This is a genomic window from Actinoallomurus soli, from assembly GCF_024055715.1.
GTDB classification, from domain to species: Bacteria; Actinomycetota; Actinomycetes; order Streptosporangiales; family Streptosporangiaceae; genus Actinoallomurus; species Actinoallomurus soli.
Map to the genome: position 1 here is coordinate 74,182 of NZ_JAMXMV010000012.1, position 25,553 is coordinate 99,734.

Below are 25,553 nucleotides of genomic sequence, written 5' to 3' on the forward strand. Positions count from 1 at the left end.
AGGGTAGACCCTGCCGGGTGGGGGCAGCCCTACCGAGGAACTCCAGAGCGCGCCAGTGCGGCCGGGACCCGTTTCCCGTTGGCTTGAGGCATGACTCAGACGACTGCCCTGGCACCCGTCGCCCAGGCGGACTCACTCGTGAAGACGTACGGCTCCGGGGAGAACGCGGTGGCCGCGCTGCGCGGCGTCTCGGCCGCGTTCGCGCGCGGGCAGTTCACCGCCATCATGGGCCCGTCCGGGTCGGGCAAGTCGACGTTCCTGCACTGCCTCGCCGGGCTGGACACCGTCTCCTCGGGCGCGGTCGTCATCGACGGCGTCGACATCACGAAGCTGTCGCGGACCCGGCTGACCCGGCTGCGCGGGGAGAAGCTCGGCTTCGTCTTCCAGTCGTTCAACCTGCTGCCGATGCTGACCGCCGAGGAGAACATCCGGCTCACCGCGCGGATGGCCGGCCGGAGGGTCGACCGGGAGTGGTTCCGCGTCCTCGTCGACGCGCTCGGGCTGCGGGACCGGCTCGGTCACCGGCCCGCCGAGCTGTCCGGCGGGCAGCAGCAGCGGGTCGCGGTCGCGCGGGCGCTGCTGACCCGTCCGGAGGTGGTGTTCGCCGACGAGCCGACCGGCAACCTCGACTCCTCCGCGGGCGGTGAGGTGCTGCGGTTCCTGCGCGCGGCGGTCGACACGTACGGCCAGACCGTCGTGATGGTGACCCACGACCCGCTCGCCGCGTCGTACGCCGACCGGGTGCTGTTCCTGGCGGACGGCCGGATCGTCCACGAGCTGGCGGGCCCGACGATCGACGCCGTCCACGGCGTCATGCGCCGGATGGAGGCATGAGCATGTGGCTGATCGCCCGCCGGTCGTTCGCCCAGGACTGGGCGCGGCTGACCGCGACCGTGCTCGCCGTGCTGTTCTCGGTGGGGCTGATGTCGGGGTCGCTGCAGTTCGCGCTGCGCGCCGAGTCGGCGGTGTCCGGGTCGGACGCCAGCGAGTACGCCAAGGCGGACGTGCTCGTGCAGCCGCCCGGGATCGATCCGGAGGAGTCGTTCGCCGTTCCCCGGGGCGAGGTACGGCCCGGCGCGATCGCGTCCGTCCCCGGCGTGGCGGCGGTCGCCGGGGACGCCGCCGTACCGGTCACGGTCACCGGGGCGCACGGTAAACCGGTGCTGCCGCCGGCGGGCGCGGCGACGATGCTCCGCCCCTGGATCTCCGACGCGCGCCTGAGCGCCTACCACCTGGTCGCCGGCCGGGCCCCGGCCGCCGACGACGAGGTGGCCGTCGTACGGCACGTCGCGACGGCCGGGCGGCTGGAAACCGGGGCCACCACGACGCTGCTGCTGCCGAAGACGTCGAGCAGGGTCCGGATCGTCGGTGTCGTCACCGTCCAGGGCCGTGGCGCCGTGGCGTCCGGCGACCTGGTCCTGGGCACGCCCGCCGCCGTGCACCGGGCGGCCGGCCTGGCCGCGGGCGCGTGGCAGAGCCTGTGGGTGAAGGCCGCGCCGGGGGTTCCGGCCGGGGACCTGCGGAAGCGGCTCGCCGCGCCGATGCGCCCGGCCGTCGTCCGCACGGCCGCCGACCTGCGGCGCCACCAGGCCGCCGAGCTGCAGGACACGGGCGCGTCGGTGGGCGGGGCGATCGGCATGCTCGCCTCCGTCGCGGTGTTCACCGGCCTGTTCGTCGTCGCGAACGCCTTCGGCACGATGGTCCGCCAGCGGACCCGGCGGCTGGCACTCCTCGCGGCGATCGGCGCCCGGCCCCGGCAGATCAGGCGGCTCGTCCGCCTGGAGGCGCTCGTGCTGGCCGTGATCGCGTCGGCGGGCGGCCTGCTCGTCGGCTACGGCGTGGCAGAGGTCCTCACGCGGCTGTTCGCCCAGGACGGCTTCGACATCTCCGCCGGTGAGGTCAGCGTCGGCTGGATCGCGCTGGCCTTCCCGTTCGCGGCGGGCGTCGTGACCACGCAGCTGGCGGCCTGGCGGCCCGCCCGCCGGGCGTCGAAGGTCGCGCCGATCGAGGCGCTGCGGTCCGCCACGGCGGAGAGCAAGGGCCGCACGTGGCCCCGGATCGTCGGCGCCCTCGCCGTCTTCGGTGCGTCCTGGATGTTCTTCGGCCCGGTGTTCGCGGTGGCGAACGACCCGACGTCCGTCGGCGCCGACCGGACCGTGGGCATCACGGTGCTCATCCTGCTCGGGTCGATGGTGTGCGTGTCCGGGCTGGCCGTGCTCGCGCCGTTCTTCGTCGGCCCGCTCGGCGGCCTGGTCGGCCGGCTCGGCATGCTCGTCAGCGGAGAGGCGGGCCGGCTCGCCCGCGCGACGATCACCCGCAGCCCGCGCCGCGTCTCCTCGGCGGCCGCCTCCCTCATGCTCGGCGTCGCGCTGGTCGCCGCCACCGGGCTGCTGATCACCTCCGTGCACGACCGGTCCCGTGCCGCGGGCGCGCAGACCCTCGCCGCCGACCACGTCATCGCCGGGAACGGCCGTACGTCCGGCGGGACCGCTCCCCTGCCCGCCGACCTCGCGACCCGCGCGGCGCGGGTCCCCGGCGTGACGGCGGCGGTCGCGCTGACGCAGACGGAGGTACGGCTCGTGTCACCGAAGATCAAGGTGTTCGACGGCGACCCCGGCGACCCGATCATGCTGACCGTCACCGGCGCGTCCGACGTACGGCCGGTGCTGCGCTTCGGCGGGCACCTCCCCGTGCTGCGGCCCGGCGAGATCGGCATCACGTCGCCGCTGGTCAAGGCGTACGGCCTGCGTCCCGGCCGCCGGATCGTCGTCCACGGCGCGCGCGGCGACGTGACGCTCACCGTGGCCGGCCGGTACCACGACCCGTCGCACCTGTTCGCCGACCAGGCGCTGGTCGCCCCGGCCACGATGGCGACGCTGGACCCGGGCGCGAACACCTCGGCCGTGCTCGTCCGGGGCACCGCGCCGGCGGCGGCCCTGGCGGCGGCCGTCTCCGACGTCCCGGTGGCCCGGGTCTACGACCGGGCGGCCTACGTACGCGTGGCGGCGGCCGCGATGGAGCAGGGCGTGCGGGTGATCTACGGATTCATCGCGATGTCCCTGCTGATCGCGCTGTTCGGCATGGCCACGACCGTGTCGCTGAGCGTGTCGGAGCGGACGAAGGAATTCGGGATGCTCGGGGCGGTCGGGACGACCGTCCGGCAGATCCGGTCGATCGTGCGCTGGGAGGCGGCGACGGTCGTCCTGCTGGGCGTGCTGCTCGGCATGGGCGCGGCCGTCGGCACGGTCGCGCTGCTGCACGTCGCCACCGGCAGCTCCTACATCCGGGTGCACCTGCCGTGGTGGCTGCTCGCCACCGTGGTCCTCGGCGCGGCCGCCGTCACCTGGGCGACGTCCGCGCTGCCCGCCCGCCGCGCCGCCGGGGTGCCGGTGCTCGAGGCCGCCACGGCGGAGTGACCGCGATGCCCCTACCGGTAGGCGCCGCGGCGGTGGCAGTCGGCGAGGTGGTCGTCGACCAGGCCGCAGGCCTGCATGAGGGCGTAGACGGTGGTCGGGCCGACGTGCCGGAACCCGTGCTTCTTGAGCTGCTTGGCGAGCGCCGTGGAACCGGGCGTGGTGGCGGGCACGTCACCGACGGTCTTGGGCGCCGGGGCGTCGGGGTCGGCGTACGCCCAGACCAGCGCGGCCAGGCCGTCGGGCAGGTCGAGCGCCGCGCGGGCGTTCGCGATGGTCGCGTCGATCTTGCGGCGGTTCCGCACGATCGAGGCGTCGGCCAGCAGCCGTTCGACGTCGGCCGGGCCGTACGCCGCGACCTTCTCCGGGTCGAAGTCGTCGAACGCGCGCCGGAAGCCCTCGCGCTTGCGCAGGATCGTCAGCCACGACAGGCCGGACTGGAACGCCTCCAGGCACAGCCGCTCGTACAGCCCGCGGTCGTCGCGGACCGGGCGGCCCCACTCGTCGTCGTGGTAGGCGATGTAGTCGGGCGCGGAGACGCCCCACGGGCAGCGCGCCAGCCCGTCCGGGCCGATGACAATCATTCGAACATACTAGCGAGGCGATGCAGCGACGTCTGCAGCATGAGGCGGGCCGCCGGCCCGATCGCGAGCCAGCCGACCCGGCCGAGGGGCCCGAGCGGCAGGTCGAGCAGCTCGGCCCAGGTGACGCGGCACCGGCCCTCGGGCAGGTCCAGCAGATCGAACCGTCCCTCACCGCGCACCAGGCCACCGGTATGCCGCACGCGGACCCGGTGCGGCGGCCGCCATTCGCTGACCACCATGGTGTCGAGGAAGCCGACGGGGCCGACGCCCGTCCACGCCTCGATGCTCGCTCCGTCGCCCGCGCCGCCCTCCGCGCGGGTCAGCGGCACCCACTCCGAGTGCCGCGGCCAGTCGACGAGCACCTCCCACACCCGCTCCGCGGGCGCCGGAACGTCGGCCGACGCGTGCACCGCGACTCTGCTCATCCGTCCTCCCCCCGTCGGTCACTCTCCCCCGTCTCGTGCAGGTCTCCCGGCCGGCGCTGCTCTTCGGCGCCCTCCGGCGAGGGCGCCGGGCCCTCCTCGGCGTCCCCTCCGGTCCGCGGGTCGAAGACGACCCTGTCCACGATCGTCTGCGGCGGCGGGTCGGCGGGCCGCTCCCACCGGGTCCGCGGCGGATCGGCCGGCCGCTCCGCCGGTCGTTCCCAGGGCGCCGCCTCCTGGACGTGGTGGGGCGGCGGAGGCGGGTCACCCTCACCGGAGGGCCGCGGATCCACCGGCTCGAACGGGTCGCGCAGGTCCATCGCGTCGGGCGCGGGGGACGCCGGCGGGACGGCCGGCCGCCAGGTCGAGCGTTCCGGCTCCTCGTTCAGGCGCCGGCGCGCCTCCGCCAGCTCCTGCTCCAGCACGGCGATGCGCGTGTCGCGCTCGGTCAGCTCGTGCGCGAAGCGCTCCAGCGCCTCGTCGGTGATCTGCTTGTGGTAGCCCCAGAGCCCCATCGGCAGGCGGAGCAGCACGGCGTCCGTGCCACCGGCCGGGCGCCGGCCCGGCAGCGCCAGCCGCGGATGGTCGGGGTGCTCGGCGGAAAGCTCCCCGCCGCCACCGGTGGCCACGACGACGATCGCCGCCAGGACGCCCAGCGCGGCGAGGGCCACGGTGATGGTGACGAGCATGTACCGATCGTGCCACATCCATGCGGTACGGTGCGTCAACCCGCTCGACGGACGTCGTTCCCGCCGCATATGCCACGATCAGAGCATGGAGCTGCGTCTCGGGACCCGGGTCGTCTTTCCCGGCGCTTTCATGGTGATGACGGAGGGGCTCGCCGAGGGCACCGACATCGCCGAGGTCGCCGCCGACCCGGACGCCGTCCGCGCGGCCCGAGCGGACCCGCGGGCGCCGGTGGTCGCGGTGGCCCCGTCCTCCCCGGAGCAGGCGGTCGCCTGTGCACGGGCCGGGGCCGACCTCCTGATCGGTGACGCGTTCGCCGGCGTGGCCGCGGCGACCGGGGCGGCGCTGCTGTGCTCGGCGCCGGAGCGGGCCGTGGGCGTCCGCCCGGACGGGATGCTCGTCCGCGCCACCGACCCGTACGCGGCCGGACGCCTCGCGGCGGCCGGGCGGGCCGTGGCCGTGGACGCGGCGGAGCCCGCCGTCGCGTCGGTGTTCGCCTGGGCCGGCGCCCGGGTCTTCCGTACGGCCGACGCCGACGCGACGCGCCAGGTGCTCGACATGGTCGCCTCGATCATCGGGACCCGCCCGCCGGCCGTCTCACGCCGCGGCCTCGCCTGACGGCGGCCGCCGCCGCGTCCACGGCCACGGCCACGGCCCGACCGGGCTCCGGGGGCCGGCGGATCAGGGCTCGGACTCGATGTAGTCCTCCGCGGTCGGCTGCATGCGCACGGGCGAGCGCTCCAGGTGGTCGAACGCCTCCTCGACGGTCGTGGCCCAGCCGACCGCGTCGAAGATGCGCGGCCGGGCGAACCCCTCGTCGAGCAGGTGCTTCATCAGGTCGCGCAGCGGCTCGTACAGGCCGTACGGGTCGAGGATCGCGATCGGCTTCTCGTGCATACCGAGGACCCGCGCGGTCCAGATCTCGAAGAGCTCCTCCAGGGTGCCCAGCCCGCCCGGCAGGACGAGGAACGCGTCGGACCGGCGGTCCATCTCGCCCTTACGCGCGCGCATGTCCTCGGTGACGATCAGCTCGGCCGAGTCGTCGTCGGAGATCTCCACGTCGACGAGGGCCTTGGGGATGACGCCGACCGTCCGGGCGCCGCCCTCGCGTGCGGCCTGCGCGACGGCCCCCATGCAGGAGACGGTGGCACCGCCGCTGACCAGGGTGTGTCCCCGCCGGGCCAGCTCGGCGCCGGCCTCGGCGGCCAGTTCGACGTAGCGCCGGTCGATGCGGCCGCTGGACGAGCAGAAGACGCAGACGCGCATCAGCTTCCGTTCCCTCCGTCGCGCGCCTGGGCCTCCTGGGCCGCGCGCTCCTCCAGTTGGCGCTCCTGGGTCTCGTGGGCGCGCCTGATGCGTTCGACGACCTCGGCGGGGTCGTCGGTGACGGAGATCAGCTCCAGGTCCTCCGGAGAGATCTTGCCCGCGGGGAGCATCTGGTCCTTGATCCACTGGACCAGGCCGCCCCAGAAATCCGTGCCGACGAGCACGATCGGGAAACGCGTGATCTTTTTGGTCTGCACGAGTGTCACGGCCTCGAACAGCTCGTCCAGCGTCCCGAATCCGCCGGGGAGCACGACGAATGCCTGGGAGTACTTCACGAACATCGTCTTGCGGACGAAGAAGTAGCGGAACTCCACGCCGACGTCGATGTGGTCGTTCAGCTTCTGCTCGAACGGCAGCTCGATGCCGAGCCCGACCGAGAGACCGCCGGCCTCGTCGGCTCCCTTGTTCGCGGCCTCCATGATGCCGGGTCCGCCGCCGGTGATGACGGCGTAGCCGGCGTCGACGAGGAGCGTGCCGATGCGTTCGGCCAGCTCGTACTCCTCCGAGCCCGGCTTCGTCCGCGCGGAGCCGAAGACGCTCACCGCGCGCGGCAGCTCCGCCAGCAGGCCGAATCCCTCGACGAACTCCGCCTGGATGCGCAGCACCCGCCAGGGGTCGGTGTGCAGCCAGTCCGAGGGGCCGCGGGAGTCGAGGAGTCGCTGGTCGGTGGTGGTGGCGGGGATCGCCTTGCCGCGGAGCGTCACGGGACCCTGTCGTCTCCTGCGCGGCGTCTCTTCAGGTCGCATGGCCCTTACCGTAACCAGCCGCGCAACCTCCTCAGACCGACCTTGAGACATACCCGTTGCCCAACGAAGAATGCTTTAGTGCCGTACGTCGATTTGTCTGGTTCTAGACTCCTCCCGTGAACCAAGCGACTGAGGTTCTGGAACCGGACCCCGTTTTCGTCGATCCGACGGGGCGCCGGGCTCGGATCATGCGCCGTACGGGAATCGCGCTCGGGTGCCTCATCGCGGGTTACCTCGTGCTCGTCGCGGTCGGGATGGCCACCGGGGCGCGTGTGCCGCTGACTCCGTGGCCCCAGACGCGTCACTCGGCGTCCGGCCACGGTCATGCCGGACAGCTGCTCATGCCCCGCGGCGGGGCCGACGGCTCCCTCCCGAGCGGAGGCCCGACCGGCCACCGGTCGCCGAGCGGCCCGGCACAGACCGGCCGCGCGTCCGGCTCCCCGAAGGCCGGTGCCGCCCCCACCACCGGCACGAGCCCCGCCCCGGGATCCGCGACGCCGACCGCCGGGACCACCACCTCCGCCCCGGCGCTTCCGACCGCCACGCCGACGACCCGCGGCAAGGGCAAGGGCAAGGGCGTCGGGCTGACGAAGAGCCCGCACCCGAGGCACACCTGATGGCACGCGAGAAGGGGCGGCGCGACCCACGCGGCCACTGGCTCCTGCTGCTCCTCGGCGCCCTCACGCTGGTCGGCGGCCTCCTGCTGGCGGGATACGCGCACGGTGTCGTCGGAGAGTCGACTCAGCACGAGTACTCCAAGGACGGTTCGGCGCCGGCCGCCGTCGCCGACGGCGGCCCCGTCGTCAACCTGTCGGACGGCACCCCCAAGAGCGTCCGCGCCCCCCGCCGTACGATCGCGCTGACCTTCGACGACGGCCCGGACCCCCGCTGGACCCCGCAGATCCTCGACGTGCTGCGCCGTCACGGGGCGCACGCGACCTTCTTCGTCATCGGCGCGCACGTCGCCGACCACCCCGACATCGTCGACCGGGCCATCCGCGAGGGCAACGAGATCGGCTCGCACACCTACACCCACATCGACATGGCGAGCTCGTCTCCCTGGCGCATCCGCTTCGAGCTGGACCTGACCCAGCGGGCGCTCGCCGGCGCGGCCGGGATCCACACCCGGCTCATCCGGATGCCGTACTCCTCCGTGCCGGACGGCCTGTCGGCACCCGAGTACCGCGCGGCGCAGGAGGCCGGCCGGCAGGGCTACGTCGTGGCGCTCACCGACCAGGACACCGAGGACTGGAAGCGCCCGGGCGTGGACAAGATCGTGCAGGCCGCGACGCCCCGGAAGGGCGCCGGCGCGGTCCTGATGCTGCACGACTCGGGCGGCGACCGGAGCCAGACGGTGCGGGCCCTCGACGTGCTGCTGACCCGCCTGTCCGCCAAGGGATACCGGTTCACCACGCTCAGCCAGGCGATGCGGCTGCCGGCCGCCGACGTGCCCGCCCCGACCCTCGACAGGGTCACCGGAACGGCGCTGATCGACGGCCAGCGCTGGTCCGACCGGCTGACCGGCTGGCTCGGCATCCTGTTCGGGATCGCCGGCGTGCTGACCACTCTCCGGCTGTTCGCCCTCCCGCTGTTCGCACACGTCCACGTACGGCGGGTGCGACGCGAGCGCCGCCGCCGCGCCAGGTCGCAACACGCCACCGGGAACGTTCCGCCGCCGGTGTCGGTGATCGTCCCCGCGTACAACGAGGAGGTCGGCCTGGCGGCGACGGTGCGCTCCCTCATCGCCACCGACTACCCGGCTCCCATCGAGGTGCTGATCGTCGACGACGGGTCCACCGACGACACCCCGGTCATCGGCGCGCGTCTGGAGCGGGAGTTCGCGAACGTCCGGTTCGTCCGGCGGCCGAACGGCGGCAAACCGGCCGCGCTGAACACCGGCATCGCGCACGCCTCCCATGAGGTGCTGGTCCTGGTCGACGGCGACACGGTCTTCCAGCGCGACACGATCGGCAACCTCGTCCGCCCGCTGGACGACCCGCGTGTCGGAGCGGTCAGCGGCAACACCAAGGTGGCCAACCGCAAGGGTCTCATCGGCCGCTGGCAGCACCTGGAGTACGTCATCGGGTTCAACCTCGACCGGCGGATGTTCGACGTACTCGAGTGCATGCCCACCGTGCCCGGCGCGATCGGCGCCTTCCGGCGGGCGGCTCTCACCTCGGTCGGCGGCCTCAGCACCGAGACCCTGGCCGAGGACACCGACCTGACCATGGCGATCTGCCGGGCGGGCTGGCGGGTCGTGTACGAGGAGACCGCCCTCGCGTGGACCGAGGCGCCGTCCTCGCTGCGGCAGCTCTGGCGGCAGCGGTACCGGTGGTGTTACGGGACCCTGCAGGCGATGTGGAAGCACAAGCGGGCGCTGGTCCAGCGGGGCCGGTCGGGCCGGTTCGGCCGCCGTTGCCTGCCGTACCTGGCCCTCTTCCAGGTCGCGCTGCCGTGCCTCGCGCCCGTGGTCGACCTCTTCGCGGTGTACGGCGTGTTCGTCATGAACCCCCTGACCGTCGCGGGGTCCTGGGTGGCGTTCACCGTGGCGCAGGCGGCGGCCGCGACGTACGCCCTGCGGCTCGACGGCGAACGCCTGAGGACTCTCTGGGTGATGCCGCTGCAGCAGATCGTCTACCGGCAGCTGATGTACCTGGTCGTCATCCAGTCGCTGGTCACGGCCGTGCTGGGCGCCCGGCTGCGCTGGCACGTCATCCGCCGGACCGGGACGTTCGCGGAGGGGGACCCCCTGCCGTCCCGGGTCGGCGTCTGACGGCCTCCGTCACCGGCCGAAGCGGGTCCGCTCGATCTCCTCGTACACGTTGATCTTGTGGTCGATGAGCTCGAGGTCCCGCTGCAGCTCGTCGATGCGCGCGGCCACCTCCGCGCGGTGCGCCACGAGGAGCGCCTTGCGGTCGGCCGCCGTGCCGTTGCCCTCCCGGGCCAGCTCGGCGTAGCGCAGGAGGGTCGCGATGGGCATCCCGGTCGCGCGCAGCCGCGTCAGCAGGGTGATCCAGGACAGGTCGCGTTCGGTGTAGCGGCGGTGGCCGCTGGCGTCGCGCTCCGGGGGCTCCCGGAACGCGCCGATCCGCTCGTAGTAGCGCAGGGTGTGCGTGGAGACGCCGGTGCGCTCGGCCGCCTCCGCGATCGTGAGTCCGTCGGCCAGAACCTGGCCCATCAGGCCACCTTCCCAGGTCGATGCCGCTGCAGGAGTCGGGGGAATTCGTCCGTGTCGTCGGTGCGGACCACGTCACCGCGCCGCTACCCGGGTCCGGGTGGCGTTCGTCAGGTCGTGAGCCAGGTCCGCATGCGTTCCTCACTGGCGAAGATACGCGGGATCTCGACGTACTCGTCCCGGGTGTGCGACAGGCTCGGCTCGCCGGGACCGTAGTTGACGGCGGGGATGCCCAGCTCAGAGAACCTCGCCACGTCGGTCCAGCCGAACTTGGCGCGCGCCTCGCCGCCGGTGGCCTCGGTGAACGCCGCCGCGACCGGATGCGTCAGGCCCGGCCGCGCGCCGGGCGCACCGTCGACGACGGTCACCTCGTATTCGTCGAACAGCTTCCGGAGGTACCGCTCGGCGTCCGCGAGGGACTTGTCGGGCGCGAAGCGGTAGTTGATCGTGACGACGCACTCGTCGGGGATCACGTTGCCCGCGACACCGCCCCGGACGAACACCGCGTTGAGCCCCTCGTGGTACTCCAGGCCGTCCACCACGGGCCGCGCCGGCTCGTACGACCGCAGGAGGTCGAGCACCGCGCCGGCCTGGTGGATGGCGTTCGTCCCCATCCACGACCGCGCGCTGTGCGCGCGCTCTCCGGCGACCCTGACCTCGATGCGGATCGTGCCCTGGCAGCCGCCCTCGACGATGCCGCCCGACGGCTCCATCAGGACGGCGAAGTCGGCCTGCAGAAGCTCGGGGCGGGTCTGGCCGATGCGCTTGAGGCCGTTGCGCTCCTCCTCGATCTCCTCGCACTCGTAGAAGAAGTACGTGACGTCCCGGGTGGTCTCCGGGATGGTGGCCAGCTTGAGCTGTACGGCGACGCCCGCCTTCATGTCACCGGTCCCGCAGCCGTACAGGCGGTCGCCCTCGACGCGGGAGGGGAGGTTCTGGTTGATCGGGACGGTGTCGAGGTGCCCGGCGATCACGACCCGCTCGCTCCGGCCCTGCGACGTCCGCGCGATGACGGTGTCGCCGTCCCGCTCGACGGACAGGTGGGGCAGGGCGCGCAGCGCCTCCTCGACCGCGTCGGCAAGGGCCTTCTCGTTGCCGCTCACCGATTCGATGTCGACGATCGCCGCGGTCAGGGACGCGACGTCCTGAGTCAGATCAAGCCGCATGGGGCCTGAGCCTACGCCAGTGATGCCCGGATCCGGCCAGCCGCCCGGGGGGGCCGGGACCGCGATCCCGAGCGTGCTGAGCTGCGCGGATGCGCTGACCTGCCAACGAAGACGCCGAGTATTAGGGAATTTTCCACTTACTTCGGCCCTGGCGCGTTGGTTATTTACCTGTGAGGGAGCGGATCACCCCTTCACCCCCGCCGGAAGGACCTCCCCGCCATGACCCACGTCCCCGCCGATCCCCGCAGACCGAGCGCGCCCCCGCCCGACCCCGACTCCGACCGTCGTGCCGACCTCACCGGACGCCCCGGCCCCGGCCGCCGCGAGGTGCTCAGGCGTGCCGCCGCCGTCGCGGGCGGCGCCGTCCTCCTCGGCGCCACCGACCTCACCCGCCCGCGCTCCGCGCGCGCCGTCACCGCGCCGCACGTCTACACGCGCGCCGAGTGGGGCGCGCGGCCGCCGACCTCACCCGCCACGATCATCAAGGCGCCCGATCACCTGATCGTGCACCACATGGCCTTCCCGAACTCCACCGACTACTCGCTCGCCCATGCCTTCCAGCTGTCCCGCGACTGCCAGAACCTCCACATGGACACCAACGGCTGGAGCGACACCGGGCAGCAGCTCACCATCAGCCGCGGCGGCTACGTGATGGAGGGCCGCAACCGCTCCATCGAGGCCATCGGCAAGGGCGCGAACGTCATGGGCGCCCAGTGCGCGAACGAGAACGGCCACACCCTCGGCATCGAGAACGAGGGCACCTACATCACCGAGCTCCCGCCGGCCGCCCTGTGGAACTCGCTCGTCCAGACCCTCGCGTGGCTGTGCGACATCTACGGGCTCTCACCGTCCACCGCCATCGTCGGCCACCGCGACTACAACTCCACCACGCAGTGCCCCGGCGACGCGCTGTACGCCCAGCTGCCCCGGCTCCGTTCACAGGTCGCCGGCGCCCTCGGACTGGCGTCCGCCGCGCGCGCCGAGGCGTCCGTTCCGCGGTCCGGCCTGCCCGCACCGCGGACCCTCGGCGACCACGGCCCCGCCGTGGGCGCCGCCGAGCGCCGTCCCTGACGGCCGGGCCCCTCCCCCTGCCCCTTCGCGGGGCACCGCCCGCCACCTCTGACGGCCGGGCCCTCCGTCCCCGGCCTCCCGAGTCCACCCGCCCGCACGGCAGTTCCGCCCCCGCCACTCCCGATCCCCAGGAGGAAACCGTGGCCCCGTCCCCCCGTAACCGCATCGCCCGCAGGCTGACGACGGCGTTCGCCGCGCTCGCCGTCGCCGGAGGAGTCCTCGCCGCCGCGCCCGCGGCCGGCGCGTCACCGAACCCGATCACCCACCCCGACAAGGACCACGCCGGCTCGGGCCTGGCCGCCCGGAGCACCTCCGACGGCACCGTCAGCCCGATGGTGGCCGGGCTTCCCGGCCTCGACGTCTCCAGCCACCAGGGCAACGTCGGCTGGAGCACGGTGAAGAGCAACGGCGCCAAGTTCGCCTACGTCAAGGCGACCGAGGGCACGTCCTACCAGAACCCCTACTTCTCCCAGCAGTACACCGGGTCCTACAACGTCGGCCTGATCCGCGGCGCGTACCACTTCGCCACGCCGAACACCTCGAGCGGCGCGGCGCAGGCCGACTACTTCGCCGCCCACGGCGGCGGCTGGTCCCGCGACAACCAGACGCTGCCCGGCGCGCTCGACATCGAGTACAACCCGTACGGCGCCACGTGCTACGGCCTGAGCCAGTCCTCGATGAAGAGCTGGATCCACTCCTTCATCAACGAGTACCACACCAAGACCGGCCGGTGGGCGGTCATCTACACGACCCTCGACTGGTGGACCCAGTGCACCGGCAACAACGACGCGACCTTCGCGACGAACAGCCCGCTGTGGATCGCGCGGTACTCCAGCTCGGCGGGCACCCTGCCGTACGGCTGGAGCTTCTACACCTTCTGGCAGTACGCCGACAGCGGCACGTTCCCGGGTGACCAGGACACCTTCAACGGCGACTCGACGCGCCTGCTCGCCCTCGCCAACAACACCTGATCATCGATGAGCCGAGGTGCCGGGGCGGTCCCGCCCCGGCACCTCGCGCGTGCGAAGGACGTCAGGCGCTCAGGCCGTGGTCGCGCAGGACGTCGTTGAGCTGGCTCTTGTCGTGCCGGACGCCCGGCTCGAGGCGCTTGATGACCAGGACGGCGGGCATCCCGAACGTGCCGCCGGGGAACTCCTTCAGCCGCGTGCCGCCGACGGCGACGCACCAGTCGGGGATGCGGCCCCGGCCGAGCTGCTCGCCGGTCTCCACGTCGATGACCGGCATCGAGGCCGACAGGTTCGTCCCGGAGCCGACGACCGCCCCCTTGCCCACCCGGGCCCCCTCGACGATCATCGAGCGGCTGCCGATCATGGCCTCGTCCTCGATGATGACGGGCTTGGCGTTCGGCGGCTCCAGCACGCCGCCGATGCCCACGCCGCCGGACAGGTGGACGTTCTTGCCGATCTGCGCACAGGAGCCGACCGTCGCCCAGGTGTCGACCATCGTGCCGGAGTCGACGTACGCGCCGATGTTCGTGAACGACGGCATCAGGACCACGCCCGGCGCGAGGTAGGACCCCCAGCGGGCGATGGCGCCGGGCACCACGCGCACCCCGTCCAGACGGGTCTTCAGCGGAATCCGGTCGTGGTAGTGGAAGTCGCCCACCTGCGCGCGGCTCATGCCCAGCACCTTGAAGCTCAGCAGGATCGCCCGCTTGGCACGCTCGTCGACGATCACCTCGTCGGTGGACTCGTCGACGAACGCCACGCGCGCCTGCCCGGCGTCGATCAGGTCGACCGCGCCGACGATGGCGGATCGGGCGTCGGTGTCCTCGGGGCTCAGGTCGGCCCGGCGCTCCCACAGCTCATCGATGGCGCTTGAGATCGGGCTGGTGAACGTGTCGGTCATGCCCGTGAGAATAGCGGCGGCGCCGTCGGCGGATGTCCGGCAGGGCGTAAGGAACGGGTACCTTCGTGCCCGTGAGTCGGACGAGTGGAAGGCGGCTACGGCTCGCCATCATCGCGTTGGTCACCACGATGGTCATCGTCGGTGGCGGTGTCGCGCTGTACGTCCACTTCCGCCCGTATCTCCACGGCACCAACTGCGAGGCCCGTACGAACACCGGAGTCATGCCGCTCGACCTCGACCAGGCCGCCAACGCCGCCACGATCGCCGCCGTCGCCCTGCGCAAGAAACTCCCCGAACAGGCCGTCGTCATCGCGTACGCGACGGCGCTGCAGGAGTCGCACCTGCGGAACCTGGAGAGCGGCGACCGCGACTCCGTCGGTCTCTTCCAACAGCGCCCGTCGCAGGGTTGGGGTACGTCCACCCAGCTCAAGGACCCGGTCTACGCCGCGAACCGGTTCTTCAGCGCACTCGTCAAGGTCAAGGACTACACCGGGCTGCCCGTGCACGACGCGGCCCAGAAGGTCCAGCGCAGCGCGGACGGCAAGGCGTACGCCCGGCACGAGGACGACGCCCGGATCATGGCCGCGGCCTACACCGGGCGCGCGCCCGGGGCCGTACGCTGCTGGTACCCGCCGAACAAGCGGAAGAAGCAGGACCAGGCCCGGCAGGCCCTCGGCGAGCTAAGCAAGACGCTCAAGCGCAAGGACACCGGCGACGGCATCACCGCGCCCAGCACCCGCAGCGGGTGGACGATCGCGACCTGGATGGTCGCGCACGCCCAGCCGTACGGCATCCACGAGGTCCGCTACGCCGGCCGGCGCTGGCGGGCGGCGCAGGGCCACGACGGCTGGACCAAGGACAGTGAGGCTCCCTCGGACCGAGTCCTGATCAGCTGAGCCCGGCGGCGCGGCCCGCCCTCATCCGCGCCAGGCCGCGATGACGTCCCCGCCGTGCCTGTTCGTGGCGGACGCGGAGGATGCCCAGGTACAGCCGCAGGTTGGTGTCCGCCACCCGGTACAGGGCCGTGCCGGGCACCGCCGACAGGGGCTCGTGGACGGCCAGGATCTACTTCTCCCACCGTGAGCCGGCGCAGCGACGGGGACAGCGCCTCCGACGGCAGCGCACCGGCCCTGTGCCCGCAGGAGGATGTCCGCGTGCGTACGGTCCCCTGCTCCGACCGCATCCAGCACGCGGCGAGATGCGCCCAGCGAGTTCGTCATCTATCTCGGCCACGAGTGACTCAGTGATGCGGGCGCGGGCCGCGCCGACGATACATCGGCGGATAGGAGGAGGGCACGGCGGACAACGGCCACGGCCTTCTCGAGGTTTCCGTCCTCTATGTAGGCATCAGCGAGCCATGTTAGATAAAGGGCTTTGTCCCGCGCATGGGCATCGTCGTACCGGGCGAGAGCTCCTGAGAGCACAGGGATCGCACGGCTTGGCCGCCGGCCCGCGTTGACCTTCTGATAGGCCAGAAACGCCAGTGCGTTCGCGATCAAGGAGGTATCGCCAGCGTCTGTGGCCGCGATGAGGCTGTCTTGGAACAGCTTGCGTGCAGATGCCTGCCATCCCGCATCGAAGGCGGCCCATCCGTCTGTTGCGCCTGTTCAGCGACGATTGCCATGAGGGAACGTCCGGTCGCGTCGGTGTAACCGGCTTCGTCGACTAATGCGACAGTCGCCTTCAATTCGGCCGCGTAGTGCGCCTACGAACTGTCTACGGTTCACATCTTCCTCGAATAGCTCATCCTCGCTGAGCCCGAACGCACGGGCATACAGCATCCGATATCGCTCGGAGATGCCGACGGTCCCTCGTTCCCACCGTTTCACGTACGAAAGCAGCGTCTCGTGACTTGGGAGATCACTTCGGTCATCACCTGCTGCGCGTGCGAGCCGGCGTGCCATCTCGGGTTTGTCCCAGCCACGCTTCTTCCGCATCCACCTGGATGCGGGTAGCCCACACCTTACGCACGGCGGCCATCGTGTTGCCTGCGCCTGCGCCGGGGCTACGACGTCGTCTGGGCCTGGTGGCTCCGAGGCGGGAACTTCGTCGACCTGACCGTGGCCTGCTGCCCCGATCGCGACGGCGACGGACACTGCCCCCTCGGCCGTACCGACCGGCGGCCGGACGCGGTATCTCGTCACCGTGATCCCTGATGAATCCTGCTGTTGGAACGCAGTGTTCGCCAGAAGGAAGGGGTGCCTGGGGACAGGAACCTTGCCGCCGCCGGTGACGGGGCGGATCCGGCATTACGGGCGTCGGCCGGCCACACCGGCGGCACAGAGAGAACGGCGACGGCCCAGTCGGTGCCTCCGCGGACCTGTCGTGACACGACGGCTCAGGGTCACCGACGGGAGGCGGCGCCGGAGTCAGCACTGCGGCGGGCGGTGAGGGTGGCGAGGTAGAGGGCGAGCAGGACTATCGCGCAGCCGCCGAGTTGTACGACCGTGGGACGTTCGCCGAGGATGACGGCCCCGAGGAGGACCGAGCCCACCGGCTGCAGCAGCAGGAGCGCCGCGCCGACCGAGGCGGCCAGGCGGGGCAGGGCGCTGGCGATGAGCAGGTAGCTCGCCACCTGCCCGGTCAGGGCGATGGCGGCCAGCCAGCCGAACGCCGCCCAGCCCGGCAGCAGGTCCAGCCCGTGCCAGAACGGGCCGACGACCAGCGCGACGACGCCCGAGGCGGCCGCCGACTCGGTGACGGGCACCACGATGTGGTCGTCGTCGCTCGCCTGGCGCAGGAGGAAGAGGAAGCCCGCGTAGCAGAGCGCCGCGGCCGCGGCGAAGACCGCGCCCTGCGCCGGGTTCTTCCCGGAGCCGCCGCCGACGACCCCGCCGGCCAGGGCGACCCCGGCGAGCATGACGGGCACCACCGCGGCGAACGCGACGGTCGGGCGCTCCCGTAGGAAGATCCATCCGAGGAGAGGGACCAGGACGACCTGGGCGTTGACGATGACGGTCGCGATTCCGGCGCCGCTGCCGGCGATCGCCTGGTTCCACAGCAGGATGTCGCCCGCGAGGAGCACGCCCGCCGCGTAGGCCCTCCACCGGGAGTGCGGCGGGCGGACCGGCGCGGTCCGTGCCTCGGAGAGCGCCATCGGGATGAGGAACGGCATCGAGAGGAGGCTGCGGAATAAGGTCACCGTTCCGGTCGAGACGTGTGTGAGCGGCACGAAGACCGAGGACAGGGCGACGCAGACGGCGCCGGCCAGCATGACCGGCACCGGCATGCGCTCGGCGGCCCTCTTGAGGAGGCCGCCGAGCGACCGCGATCGGGATGGCGGGGTGTCAACGGGATGCGAGGTCGTGAGGTCATCGCGCCGGTCGAGCATCTCGGCGTTCCTCCCGTGCTCGGGTTCGTCCCTGCAGGGACTTGCCCTACCCAGGTCCGGGCGGAGGTACCGAGCTCGCCACCGCGTCAGCGAAACCCGGTCCAGGCCGCTGTGCCGAGAATTTCGGTGCCCGTGACAGCGAGCATCCTCGGCGCTGATGAGCGTCGGCCTCCTCGAACGTCGCCAGGCCGGTCTCCTGGGCCGCTCGGCTGCGTCAGACCCCGAGGCCGCGGCCGATGATCTCCTTCATGATCTCGGTGGTGCCACCGAAGATCGTCTGGATGCGCGCGTCGAGGTAGGCCTTGGCGATCGGGTACTCGCTCATGTACCCGTAGCCGCCGTGCAGCTGCAGGCAGCGGTCGATGACCCGGTTGCACAGCTCGGTGTTCCACCACTTGAGCATCGAGGCCTCCTCGGCGCCCAGGCGGTCGGCGGCGTGCTCGACGATGCACCGGTCGGTGAAAGAGCGGGCCACCGTGAGCTCGGTCTTCATCTCGGCCAGGGTGAAGCGGTTGTGCTGGAACCGCCCGATCGGCCGGCCGAACGCCTCACGGGTCTTGCAGTACTCCAGGGTCTGCTCGAAGGCACGCTCCGCGCCCGCCAGCGCGCCGACACCGATCGACACCCGCTCCCTCGGGAGGTTCTGCATGAGGTAGATGAAGCCCTGGCCCTCCTCGCCGAGGAGGTTGGCCCGGGGCACCCGGACGTCCTCGAAGTACAGCTCGGCCGTGTCCTGCGCGTGCATGCCCATCTTGTCGAGGTTGCGGCCGCGCTCGAACCCCTTCATCCCGCGCTCGACGACGATCAGGCTGATGCCCTGGTGGCCGGCGTCCGGGTCGGTCCGCGCGACGACGATGACCAGGTCGGACAGGATGCCGTTGGAGATGAAGGTCTTCTGCCCGTTCAGGACGTAGTCGTCGCCGTCCCGTACGGCGGTGGTGCGGATGCCCTGCAGGTCGGAGCCCGCGGCCGGCTCGGTCATGGCGATCGCGGTGATGATCTCACCGGAGCAGTAGCCGGGGAGCCACCGCTGCTTCTGCTCCTCGGTGGCCAGCCGCCCGAGGTACGCGCCGTTGATGTCGTTGTGCACCGAGAAGCCGGGGCCGTGGATCCCGGCGCGGGACAGCTCCTCGTTGAGGACGACGTAGTAGCGGTAGTCCGGGTCGCCCCCGCCGCCGTACCGCTCCTCCATGTCGATGCCGAGCAGCCCCTGCCGTCCAGCCGCCAGCCACACGTCACGGGAGACGACGCCGTCCTTCTCCCACTGCTCGTGGAACGGCGCGATCTCCTTGGCGATGAACGACCGCACCATCTCGCGGAAGGCCTCGTGCTCGTCGGTGAAGATCTCGCGCCGCACTGGCGGCCTCCCTCGGCTCGAATCGATCGACCGTTAGTAATTTATCACTTACGCCAGGACGGACAGAATGTGATTCGGTCCACTGCCGTTCAGGCCGGCCCGGCCTTCTCCCGGCGATCGAGCCAGAGCTGGAGGCCGTCGAGGAGGCGTTCGACCGCGAAGGCGAACCCCTCCTCCTGCAGACCGTCCGGGTCCATCGCCCGGTTCTCCCGCCACCAGGCGCCGTAGTGCGGGTAGCGGGAGGAGACCTCGTCGATGTACGGCCGCAGCTTCTCGACCGACTCACCCACGCTCATACCGGGGGCGATCGACCGCTTCCACGCCGCCTCCATCGTCGCCGAGCCGATCACGTGGGACATCAGGAGCGAACTCGCGTACGCGACATCCAACCCGGAGAAGCCGGCGGCCGTCAGGACCCCCACCATGCGATCGCTCATGCGCATGGCGTTCGGGCCCATCATGGGACGGACGCCGAACAGCCCGGCGACCCACGGGTGGCGCAGGATCATCGAGCGGAGCCCGTGCGCCAGGGCGGTGGCCGCGGCCCGCCAGTCGGTCGCACCCACCTCGGGAACCTCGATCTCCCCCATGACCTCGTCCAGGACCAGCTCGAGGAGCTCGTCCTTGGTCGCGACGTACCAGTACGCGGAGGTCGCGCCGGCGGCCAGCCGCTCGCCGAGACGGCGCATGCTCAGGCCCTCGAGCCCCTTCTCGTCGAGCAACTCGATGGCGGTTCGCACGATCTGCGTGCGGCTCAGCGCCGGCTGGGCGCCACGGGAGCGCGGCGGCCGCGTCCAGACGGATTGCCCGAGAGGGTCAGCGTTCGACGGCATTCAACGTCCTTCACCAGGGTGACTTGCCCACCAGCTTATCGGCGCTCGTACGGTGTTCGAGGAACCTAGTACACCGTACAAGAACGATGGTACGGTGTGCGAGAAATCGCACACCGTACGAACGGACGGTCATGTCGACCTCTCATCCGCGCCGCTGGTGGATCCTCGGCGTCCTGTGCCTGAGCCTGCTGGTCCTGGTCATCGACAACACGGTGCTCAACGTCGCCATCCCGTCGCTGATCCGCGACCTCCACGCGAGCAACTCCGACATCCAGTGGATCCTCGACGCCTACATCCTGGTCTTCGCCGGGCTGCTGCTGACCGCCGGCAGCCTGTCCGACCGGCACGGCCGGCGTCGCGGACTGATCATCGGACTGGTCCTGTTCGGCAGCGCCTCGCTCGCCGCGTCCTTCGCCGACAGCCCCGGCCAGCTGATCGCGACCCGCGCCGCGATGGGAGTCGGTGGCGCGTTCCTGATGCCCGGCACCCTGTCGATCCTGACGACGGTCTTCGACGACACGGAGCGCAAGAAGGCCATCGCCATCTGGAGTTCGGTGCTCATGCTCGGCGCGGTCGGCGGCCCCACCTTCGGCGGCCTCCTGCTGCAGCACTTCTGGTGGGGCTCGGTGTTCCTGCTGAACGTGCCGGTCGCCGCGCTCGGCATCCTCGCGGCGCTGCTCATCATCCCCGAGTCACGCGGACCGGCCCGCCGCCCGGACCTGGTCGGCGCCCTCCTGTCCATGGCCGGGGTGACCGCCCTCGTCTGGGGTGTGATCTCCTCCGCCAAGGACGGCTGGTCGGCGCCGCAGACGCTCGGCGGATTCGCCCTGGCCGTGGTCGCGCTCACCGCCTTCGCGCTCTGGGAGCGGCGATGCCCGGAGCCGATGCTGCCGCTGGCCCTGTTCCGCGACCGCAACTTCAGCGGCGCCAGCCTGTCGATCGTGCTGCTGTCGTTCTCCGCGGGCGGCTGCCTGCTGGCACTCACCCAGTACCTGCAGTTCGTCCTGGGCTACGGACCGATGAAGGCCGGCACCGCGCTCATCCCCATGGTCGCGGCCGCGATGGCCTTCAACGGCATCGGCGTGGTCGTGGACAAGAGGTTCGGCGCGCGGGTGGCGCTGGCCGCCGGACTCCTCCTGCTCACGGCGGGGTTCGCGGTGCTCGCCTCGGTCGCGCCCGGTGACGGCTACGCGAAACTGGCCGTCGCCCTCGTGATCCTGGGCGCGGGCAGCGGAACGGCGGGGCCCGCCGCGTACGGGACCCTGCTGGCCGCCCTGCCTCCCGAGCGCGCGGGTGTCGGCTCCGCCGTCAACGACACCGTCCAGCAGGTCGGCCAGGCGCTGAGCGTCGCCGTCCTGGGCAGCGTGCTCACGGCGGCCTACACCGCGAAGATGCCGGATGACACGGTCGGGGCGGCACGGCACTCGATCGGCGAGGCGCTGGCCATCGCCGCGGCCCGCGGCGACGCGACGCTGGCCCGCACCGCCAAGGACGCCTTCGTGCACGCCATGTCGATCACCTCGGTCGTCGGTGTCGCGGGCGGGATCGCCGCCGCCGTCCTGGCGTTCTCGGTGCTGCGCCCGAAGCGGCACGCCGTACCGGAACCGGTCCCCGAACCCTCCGCCGAGGCCGGCCGCTGACCTCACCCACCCGCGGCCGGGCCGGCGGACCGGCGCGGCGTACGCGGGGCGGTCAGGCGGTGAGGCGGGCGACGGCGGCGTCGATGCGCTCGTCGGTGGCGGTGAGGGCGACGCGGACGTGCCGGGTGCCCGCCGTGCCGTAGAAGTCGCCGGGCGCGACGAGGATGCCCAGCTCCGCCAGTGCCTTGACGGTGTCCCAGCACGGCTCGTCACGGCTCGCCCAGAGGTAGAGCCCGGCCTCGGAGTGGTCGATGCGGAAGCCGTACGCCTCCAGGGCCGTGCGGAGGACGGCGCGTCTGCGGGCGTACCGCTCGCGCTGCTCCTGGACGTGCGCGTCGTCGCGGTAGGCGGCCGTCATCGCGGCCTGGACCGGCGCGGGAACGATCATGCCTGCGTGCTTGCGCACCTCGAGCAGCGCGGTGATCAGGGCCGGGTCCCCGGTGAGGAAGCCGGCGCGGTATCCCGCGAGGTTCGAACGCTTGGACAGCGAGTGCAGCGCGATCAGGCCGCGGTGGTCTCCGTCGCACACGTCCGGGCGCAGGACCGACACCGGCTCGGCGTCCCAGCCCAGCTCGATGTAGCACTCGTCACTGATCACGGTGGCGCCGCGCTCGCGCGCCCACGCGACGACCTTGCGCAGGTGCTCGGCCGGCAGCACCTTGCCGGTGGGGTTGGACGGCGAGTTGATCCAGACGATCTTCGGTGTCTCCGGCCCGAGGGAGAACAGCCCGTCGACGGCCCGCGGCGTCGCGCCGGCGAGCCGAGCGCCGACGTCGTAGGTCGGGTACGCCAGCTCGGGGAAGACCACGGTGTCGCCCGGTCCCGCGCCCAGCAGCGTCGGCAGCCAGGCGACGGCCTCCTTGGTGCCGATCACGGGCAGGACGGCGGCCGGGTCGGCCGCGACGCCGAGCCTGCGGGTCAGCCAGCCGGCGACGGACTCACGCAGTTCGGGCGTGCCGTACGTGGCGGGGTAACCGGGAGCGTCGGCGGCGTCCACCAGCGCCCGCCGGACGATCTCCGGCGTCGGGTCGACGGGCGTGCCGACCGACAGGTCGACGATGCCGCCGGCGTGCTGCCGGGCCTGCTCCTTGTACGGGGTGAGCAGGTCCCAGGGAAAGTCGGGCAGCGTCTTGATCAAATCAGTCCCCCAACGTCCGCGCGCCGCCTGCCGCTCACCGGCAGACGGCGCGCCTCGGCCTCAGCTGAACTCTCGCGTCCGGGAACGCCGGGCGGCGTGGGCTCAGGCCTCCTCGCCCTGCGGCGGCAGCGCCGCCACGATCGGGTGATCCTTGTCGATCTTGCCGACCTTGGAGGCACCTCCCGGCGAGCCCAGATCGTCGAAGAATTCCACGTTGGCCTTGTAGAAGTCCTTCCACTGATCCGGCGTGTCGTCTTCATAGAAGATCGCCTCGACGGGGCACACCGGCTCGCAGGCGCCGCAGTCGACGCACTCGTCCGGGTGAATGTAGAGCATGCGCTTGCCCTCGTAGATGCAGTCGACGGGGCACTCCTCGATGCATGCCTTGTCGAGCACGTCCACGCAAGGCTGCGCGATGACGTAGGTCACGTGTACTCCTCAACGTCTGTGGCCATCGCCACGCTCGCAGCGGTGTCATTGCCTAGTATTGCTGCTGTCAGCCAACGCTTTCACCATGGGGGGCGTCACATCGGCCCGCGTTTCTCCGCCCGGTATGTCGTTTCGATAGCTCCGTCCGATATCGGACGTCGCGTCTCGCTACGACGCCGTGTCTCCAGCGGAGCGTACAGCGACGTCGTCGGCGAGCTGAGAGGGTGGGCGGACGGCCGGCTCACCGTGCGCCGCCGCGACGGCTCCGACGTCGAGGTCGCCGAGGCCGACCTGGTGGCGGGCAAGGTGGTCCCTCCGCCGCCCCCACGCCGCGCGCCCCGCTCCTGACACCCGCCGCCGACGGCGGGGGCCGAGGGACGCCCCGCGGCCGAGCGACCAGCCCGGCGCGGGGAATCGATACCGCGCGGACGACCGGCCACGCCGGTCGCCGAGTGCGTCGCCGCCCGCCGCGGGCGCTGAGGGCGGGTCAGGGCAGCGGCCAGTCGGGGACCTCCTCGGGCAGGTCCCGGCTGACCTTCATGGGGAACTCGGCCGGGCGTTTCTCCAGGAAGGACGTGACGCCCTCGGCCGCGTCCGGGGCGGATCCCAGCGCGTACATCAGGCGTGAGTCGGCCCGGTGCGCGTCCCACGGCGAGGACGCGCCCAGCCCCGACCACATCAGCCGCCGCACGGCCGCGACGGACACCGCGGAGGTGTTCGCGGCGATCTCCCCGGCCAGCGCGTACGCCGCGTCGAGAAGCTCGCCGGCGGGGTGGACGTAGGACACCAGGCGGCCGCGCAGCGCCTCCTCCGCGTCGAAGACCCGGCCCGTGGCGGCCCACTCCATGGCCTGGGCGATGCCGACGATGCGGGGCAGGAACCAGCTCGACGCCGCCTCCGTGACGATGCCGCGCCGGGTGAAGACGAAGCCGAACCGCGCGCCCTCGGCCGCGAGCCTGATGTCCATCGGCAGGGTCATCGTGACGCCCACGCCGACCGCCGGCCCGTTGATCGCACCGATCACCGGCTTGAGGGAGCGGGCGATCCGGAGGGCGACGGTGCCGCCACCGTCGCGTGGTGAGCCGTCCTCGAAGGTGTCCTCACCGCCGAACATGTCCCGCCCGGCCTTGTGGTCGAACGTCGAGCCGCCGCGCTCCAGGTCGGCCCCGGCGCAGAAGGCCCGCCCCCGGCCGGTGACGACGACCACCCGGACGTCGTCGTCCGCGTCCGCGCGGTCGAAGGCGTCGATCAGCTCGCCGCGCATCACGAGGGTGAAGGCGTTGAGCCGGTCGGGGCGGTCGAGCGTGATGGTCGCGATCCCGTCGGCGACGGCGTAGTCGATCTCGGTGTACGTCACTGCTGCTCCTCGCGCCCGCGAACGGTTAGAGACGGATACAGAACGGGATTCTAGAGGCGGGTCAGGCCCCGCCCCCGGCGGACCGCGCGTGCGTGGTGTCCTCGTCGGCGGGGCAGCCGACGAGCGGCGGCAGGGCCGGGGCCAGCACCTCCCGGCTCCAGTCGGCCACCGTGCCGGCGTAGCCGTCGGGCGGCGTCACCTCCAGGATCCCGGTCGAGGTGGCCGCCAGGCGGGTGACGACCGGGCCGCCGTCCAGGAACGGGGTGGCGCCCCAGAAGGCCCAGAAGTCGTCCGGCTCGATCCGTGGATGGTCGTCGAGGCTGCGCGTGGGCCGCGCCGGATGCTCCCGGCACCACCGCCACTGGTCGGTGAGCAGCCGGGACGCGATCGCGCGCAGCAGGTTGAGCGCGGGCAGGTCCTGCGTGCAGGCGACGCCGTCGATCACGAGGTTCGGCAGGCCGAACCGGCGCAGCCCGAGCAGCGTGACGCGCAGGCAGGCGCATCCCGCCGCGCCGGCCGGCCCGGGACGGCGCGCCGCCTCGTCCACCTCGTACCTGGTGCCGAACCACTGGTCGCCCATGCGGAACCAGCCGCGCTCGGCGCGCGCCAGGCCGTCGCGCAGGAGGACCTGCCGGGCCTGCGGGTCGATGAGGACGCCGTTCGTCGCGTCGGCGAGGGCGCGGGCCACGGCCCGCGCGACCTGCTCGCGGTGCGGCTGCTCGGCGGTCAGCGCCTGGTGCACGAGCAGGATCTGATGGGACGACTCGCGGACGCGCCGCCGGTCCTCGTCGCAGGCCAGAACGTCGTCGAGGCGCCAGGTCGCCTCACCGGCCTCGATGGTGAAGATGCCGAGCCGCGGCGTCTTGAGCGCCTCGATGGCCGGTTTCCGGAAGGGCTCGGGCACGCGCCACGGGACGACCGCGTAGGGGTCGACCGGCGGCTCGCTGGTGGCGATCACGTAATGCGACGTGACGACCTCGGGCACGGAAAGCACGAAAGGGGACATGAC

At 72.1% G+C, this 25,553-nt stretch carries 26 protein-coding genes; 10 read left to right on the forward strand and 16 right to left on the reverse strand.

Annotated elements, in window-relative coordinates; all coding sequences use genetic code 11:
• Positions 1–90: 90 nt before the first annotated feature.
• Positions 91–834: an ABC transporter ATP-binding protein gene (locus tag NDW01_RS26875; RefSeq protein ID WP_252825278.1), complete on the forward strand. Its 744-nt coding sequence runs from the start codon at positions 91–93 to the stop codon at positions 832–834.
• Positions 831–3,416 carry an ABC transporter permease gene (locus tag NDW01_RS26880; protein ID WP_252825282.1) on the forward strand — a complete coding sequence of 862 codons (2,586 nt, stop codon included), beginning with the start codon at positions 831–833 and terminating at the stop codon, positions 3,414–3,416. The genes NDW01_RS26875 and NDW01_RS26880 overlap by 4 nt, the downstream gene beginning before the upstream one ends.
• An 11-nt stretch (positions 3,417–3,427) precedes the next feature.
• Here NDW01_RS26880 and NDW01_RS26885 read toward each other — a convergent pair whose 3' ends face one another.
• From NDW01_RS26885 to NDW01_RS26895, 3 genes are read right to left on the reverse strand one after another with little or no spacing between them, the layout of a single operon-like run.
• Positions 3,428–3,997 carry a DNA-3-methyladenine glycosylase I gene (locus NDW01_RS26885; RefSeq protein WP_252825285.1) on the reverse strand — a complete coding sequence of 190 codons (570 nt, stop codon included), beginning with the start codon at positions 3,995–3,997 and terminating at the stop codon, positions 3,428–3,430.
• Positions 3,994–4,422: an SRPBCC family protein gene (locus tag NDW01_RS26890; RefSeq protein WP_252825288.1), complete on the reverse strand. Its 429-nt coding sequence runs from the start codon at positions 4,420–4,422 to the stop codon at positions 3,994–3,996. The genes NDW01_RS26885 and NDW01_RS26890 overlap by 4 nt, the downstream gene beginning before the upstream one ends.
• Positions 4,419–5,108 (reverse strand): hypothetical protein, encoded by a 690-nt coding sequence (locus NDW01_RS26895; protein WP_252825291.1) that lies wholly within the window; start codon positions 5,106–5,108, stop codon positions 4,419–4,421. Before NDW01_RS26895 ends, NDW01_RS26890 begins: the two co-directional genes overlap by 4 nt.
• 85 nt (positions 5,109–5,193) lie before the next feature.
• Here NDW01_RS26895 and NDW01_RS26900 point away from each other — a divergent pair, with 85 nt between their 5' ends.
• Positions 5,194–5,724 carry a hypothetical protein gene (locus NDW01_RS26900; protein ID WP_252825293.1) on the forward strand — a complete coding sequence of 177 codons (531 nt, stop codon included), beginning with the start codon at positions 5,194–5,196 and terminating at the stop codon, positions 5,722–5,724.
• A 63-nt stretch (positions 5,725–5,787) separates the two neighbouring features.
• On the opposite strand, the gene NDW01_RS26905 is transcribed toward NDW01_RS26900, so the two are convergent.
• Both NDW01_RS26905 and NDW01_RS26910 read right to left on the reverse strand, forming a co-directional pair.
• Positions 5,788–6,372: an LOG family protein gene (locus NDW01_RS26905; protein WP_252825296.1), complete on the reverse strand. Its 585-nt coding sequence runs from the start codon at positions 6,370–6,372 to the stop codon at positions 5,788–5,790.
• Positions 6,372–7,178 (reverse strand): LOG family protein, encoded by an 807-nt coding sequence (locus NDW01_RS26910; RefSeq protein WP_252825305.1) that lies wholly within the window; start codon positions 7,176–7,178, stop codon positions 6,372–6,374. The genes NDW01_RS26905 and NDW01_RS26910 overlap by 1 nt, the downstream gene beginning before the upstream one ends.
• Positions 7,179–7,294: 116 nt before the next feature.
• Here NDW01_RS26910 and NDW01_RS26915 point away from each other — a divergent pair, with 116 nt between their 5' ends.
• Together NDW01_RS26915 and NDW01_RS26920 are read left to right on the forward strand one after the other, a co-directional pair.
• Positions 7,295–7,795, forward strand: a complete 501-nt coding sequence (locus NDW01_RS26915) for a hypothetical protein (protein ID WP_252825820.1) — start codon at positions 7,295–7,297, stop codon at positions 7,793–7,795.
• Positions 7,795–9,951 carry a bifunctional polysaccharide deacetylase/glycosyltransferase family 2 protein gene (locus tag NDW01_RS26920; protein ID WP_252825308.1) on the forward strand — a complete coding sequence of 719 codons (2,157 nt, stop codon included), beginning with the start codon at positions 7,795–7,797 and terminating at the stop codon, positions 9,949–9,951. Before NDW01_RS26915 ends, NDW01_RS26920 begins: the two co-directional genes overlap by 1 nt.
• Positions 9,952–9,960: 9 nt before the next feature.
• On the opposite strand, the gene NDW01_RS26925 is transcribed toward NDW01_RS26920, so the two are convergent.
• Positions 9,961–10,356, reverse strand: coding sequence for a MerR family transcriptional regulator (locus NDW01_RS26925; protein ID WP_252825310.1), 396 nt, complete (start codon positions 10,354–10,356; stop codon positions 9,961–9,963).
• A gap of 107 nt (positions 10,357–10,463) precedes the next feature.
• Entirely contained in the window at positions 10,464–11,519 is a 1,056-nt protein-coding gene (gene dapE / locus NDW01_RS26930; RefSeq protein WP_252825313.1) for a succinyl-diaminopimelate desuccinylase, read from the reverse strand.
• A gap of 219 nt (positions 11,520–11,738) precedes the next feature.
• Here dapE and NDW01_RS26935 point away from each other — a divergent pair, with 219 nt between their 5' ends.
• Together NDW01_RS26935 and NDW01_RS26940 are read left to right on the forward strand one after the other, a co-directional pair.
• The gene (locus NDW01_RS26935; RefSeq protein WP_252825317.1) at positions 11,739–12,590 is read left to right on the forward strand and encodes a peptidoglycan recognition protein family protein; all 852 of its coding nucleotides are present in this window, start codon (positions 11,739–11,741) and stop codon (positions 12,588–12,590) included.
• Between the two features lie 140 nt (positions 12,591–12,730).
• Entirely contained in the window at positions 12,731–13,561 is an 831-nt protein-coding gene (locus tag NDW01_RS26940; RefSeq protein WP_252825319.1) for a lysozyme, read from the forward strand.
• A 61-nt stretch (positions 13,562–13,622) separates the two neighbouring features.
• Here NDW01_RS26940 and NDW01_RS26945 read toward each other — a convergent pair whose 3' ends face one another.
• Positions 13,623–14,459, reverse strand: coding sequence for a 2,3,4,5-tetrahydropyridine-2,6-dicarboxylate N-succinyltransferase (locus NDW01_RS26945; protein ID WP_252825322.1), 837 nt, complete (start codon positions 14,457–14,459; stop codon positions 13,623–13,625).
• A gap of 71 nt (positions 14,460–14,530) precedes the next feature.
• Between NDW01_RS26945 and NDW01_RS26950 the strand changes: the two genes are divergently transcribed.
• A complete protein-coding gene (locus NDW01_RS26950) occupies positions 14,531–15,355 on the forward strand; it encodes a hypothetical protein (RefSeq protein ID WP_252825324.1) in 825 nt (274 codons plus the stop codon).
• On the opposite strand, the gene NDW01_RS26955 is transcribed toward NDW01_RS26950, so the two are convergent.
• From NDW01_RS26955 to NDW01_RS26970, 4 genes are all read right to left on the reverse strand, one after another.
• Positions 15,348–15,494, reverse strand: coding sequence for a hypothetical protein (locus tag NDW01_RS26955; RefSeq protein ID WP_252825327.1), 147 nt, complete (start codon positions 15,492–15,494; stop codon positions 15,348–15,350). The genes NDW01_RS26950 and NDW01_RS26955 overlap by 8 nt on opposite strands.
• 1,309 nt (positions 15,495–16,803) lie before the next feature.
• Positions 16,804–17,790, reverse strand: a complete 987-nt coding sequence (locus NDW01_RS26960; RefSeq protein WP_252825330.1) for a DMT family transporter — start codon at positions 17,788–17,790, stop codon at positions 16,804–16,806.
• A gap of 214 nt (positions 17,791–18,004) precedes the next feature.
• The gene (locus NDW01_RS26965; protein WP_252825333.1) at positions 18,005–19,147 is read right to left on the reverse strand and encodes an acyl-CoA dehydrogenase family protein; all 1,143 of its coding nucleotides are present in this window, start codon (positions 19,145–19,147) and stop codon (positions 18,005–18,007) included.
• A gap of 89 nt (positions 19,148–19,236) precedes the next feature.
• Positions 19,237–19,980, reverse strand: a complete 744-nt coding sequence (locus NDW01_RS26970) for a TetR/AcrR family transcriptional regulator (RefSeq protein WP_252825335.1) — start codon at positions 19,978–19,980, stop codon at positions 19,237–19,239.
• A gap of 131 nt (positions 19,981–20,111) precedes the next feature.
• On the opposite strand from NDW01_RS26970, the gene NDW01_RS26975 reads away from it, so the two are divergent.
• Positions 20,112–21,620 (forward strand): MFS transporter, encoded by a 1,509-nt coding sequence (locus tag NDW01_RS26975; protein WP_252825337.1) that lies wholly within the window; start codon positions 20,112–20,114, stop codon positions 21,618–21,620.
• 52 nt (positions 21,621–21,672) lie between these two features.
• Here the strand turns inward: NDW01_RS26975 and dapC are convergent, their stop codons facing one another.
• Both dapC and fdxA read right to left on the reverse strand, forming a co-directional pair.
• Positions 21,673–22,755, reverse strand: coding sequence for a succinyldiaminopimelate transaminase (gene dapC / locus NDW01_RS26980; protein WP_252825795.1), 1,083 nt, complete (start codon positions 22,753–22,755; stop codon positions 21,673–21,675).
• 105 nt (positions 22,756–22,860) lie between these two features.
• The gene (fdxA, locus tag NDW01_RS26985) at positions 22,861–23,187 is read right to left on the reverse strand and encodes a ferredoxin (protein WP_252777550.1); all 327 of its coding nucleotides are present in this window, start codon (positions 23,185–23,187) and stop codon (positions 22,861–22,863) included.
• A 42-nt stretch (positions 23,188–23,229) separates the two neighbouring features.
• Between fdxA and NDW01_RS44640 the strand changes: the two genes are divergently transcribed.
• On the forward strand, positions 23,230–23,535 hold the full coding sequence (locus tag NDW01_RS44640; RefSeq protein ID WP_454923393.1) for a putative acetyltransferase: 306 nt from the start codon (positions 23,230–23,232) through the stop codon (positions 23,533–23,535).
• A gap of 139 nt (positions 23,536–23,674) precedes the next feature.
• Here the strand turns inward: NDW01_RS44640 and NDW01_RS26995 are convergent, their stop codons facing one another.
• Both NDW01_RS26995 and NDW01_RS27000 read right to left on the reverse strand, forming a co-directional pair.
• Positions 23,675–24,544, reverse strand: a complete 870-nt coding sequence (locus NDW01_RS26995; protein WP_252825339.1) for an enoyl-CoA hydratase-related protein — start codon at positions 24,542–24,544, stop codon at positions 23,675–23,677.
• A 61-nt stretch (positions 24,545–24,605) separates the two neighbouring features.
• A complete protein-coding gene (locus NDW01_RS27000) occupies positions 24,606–25,550 on the reverse strand; it encodes a hypothetical protein (protein ID WP_252825341.1) in 945 nt (314 codons plus the stop codon).
• Positions 25,551–25,553: the final 3 nt, after the last annotated feature.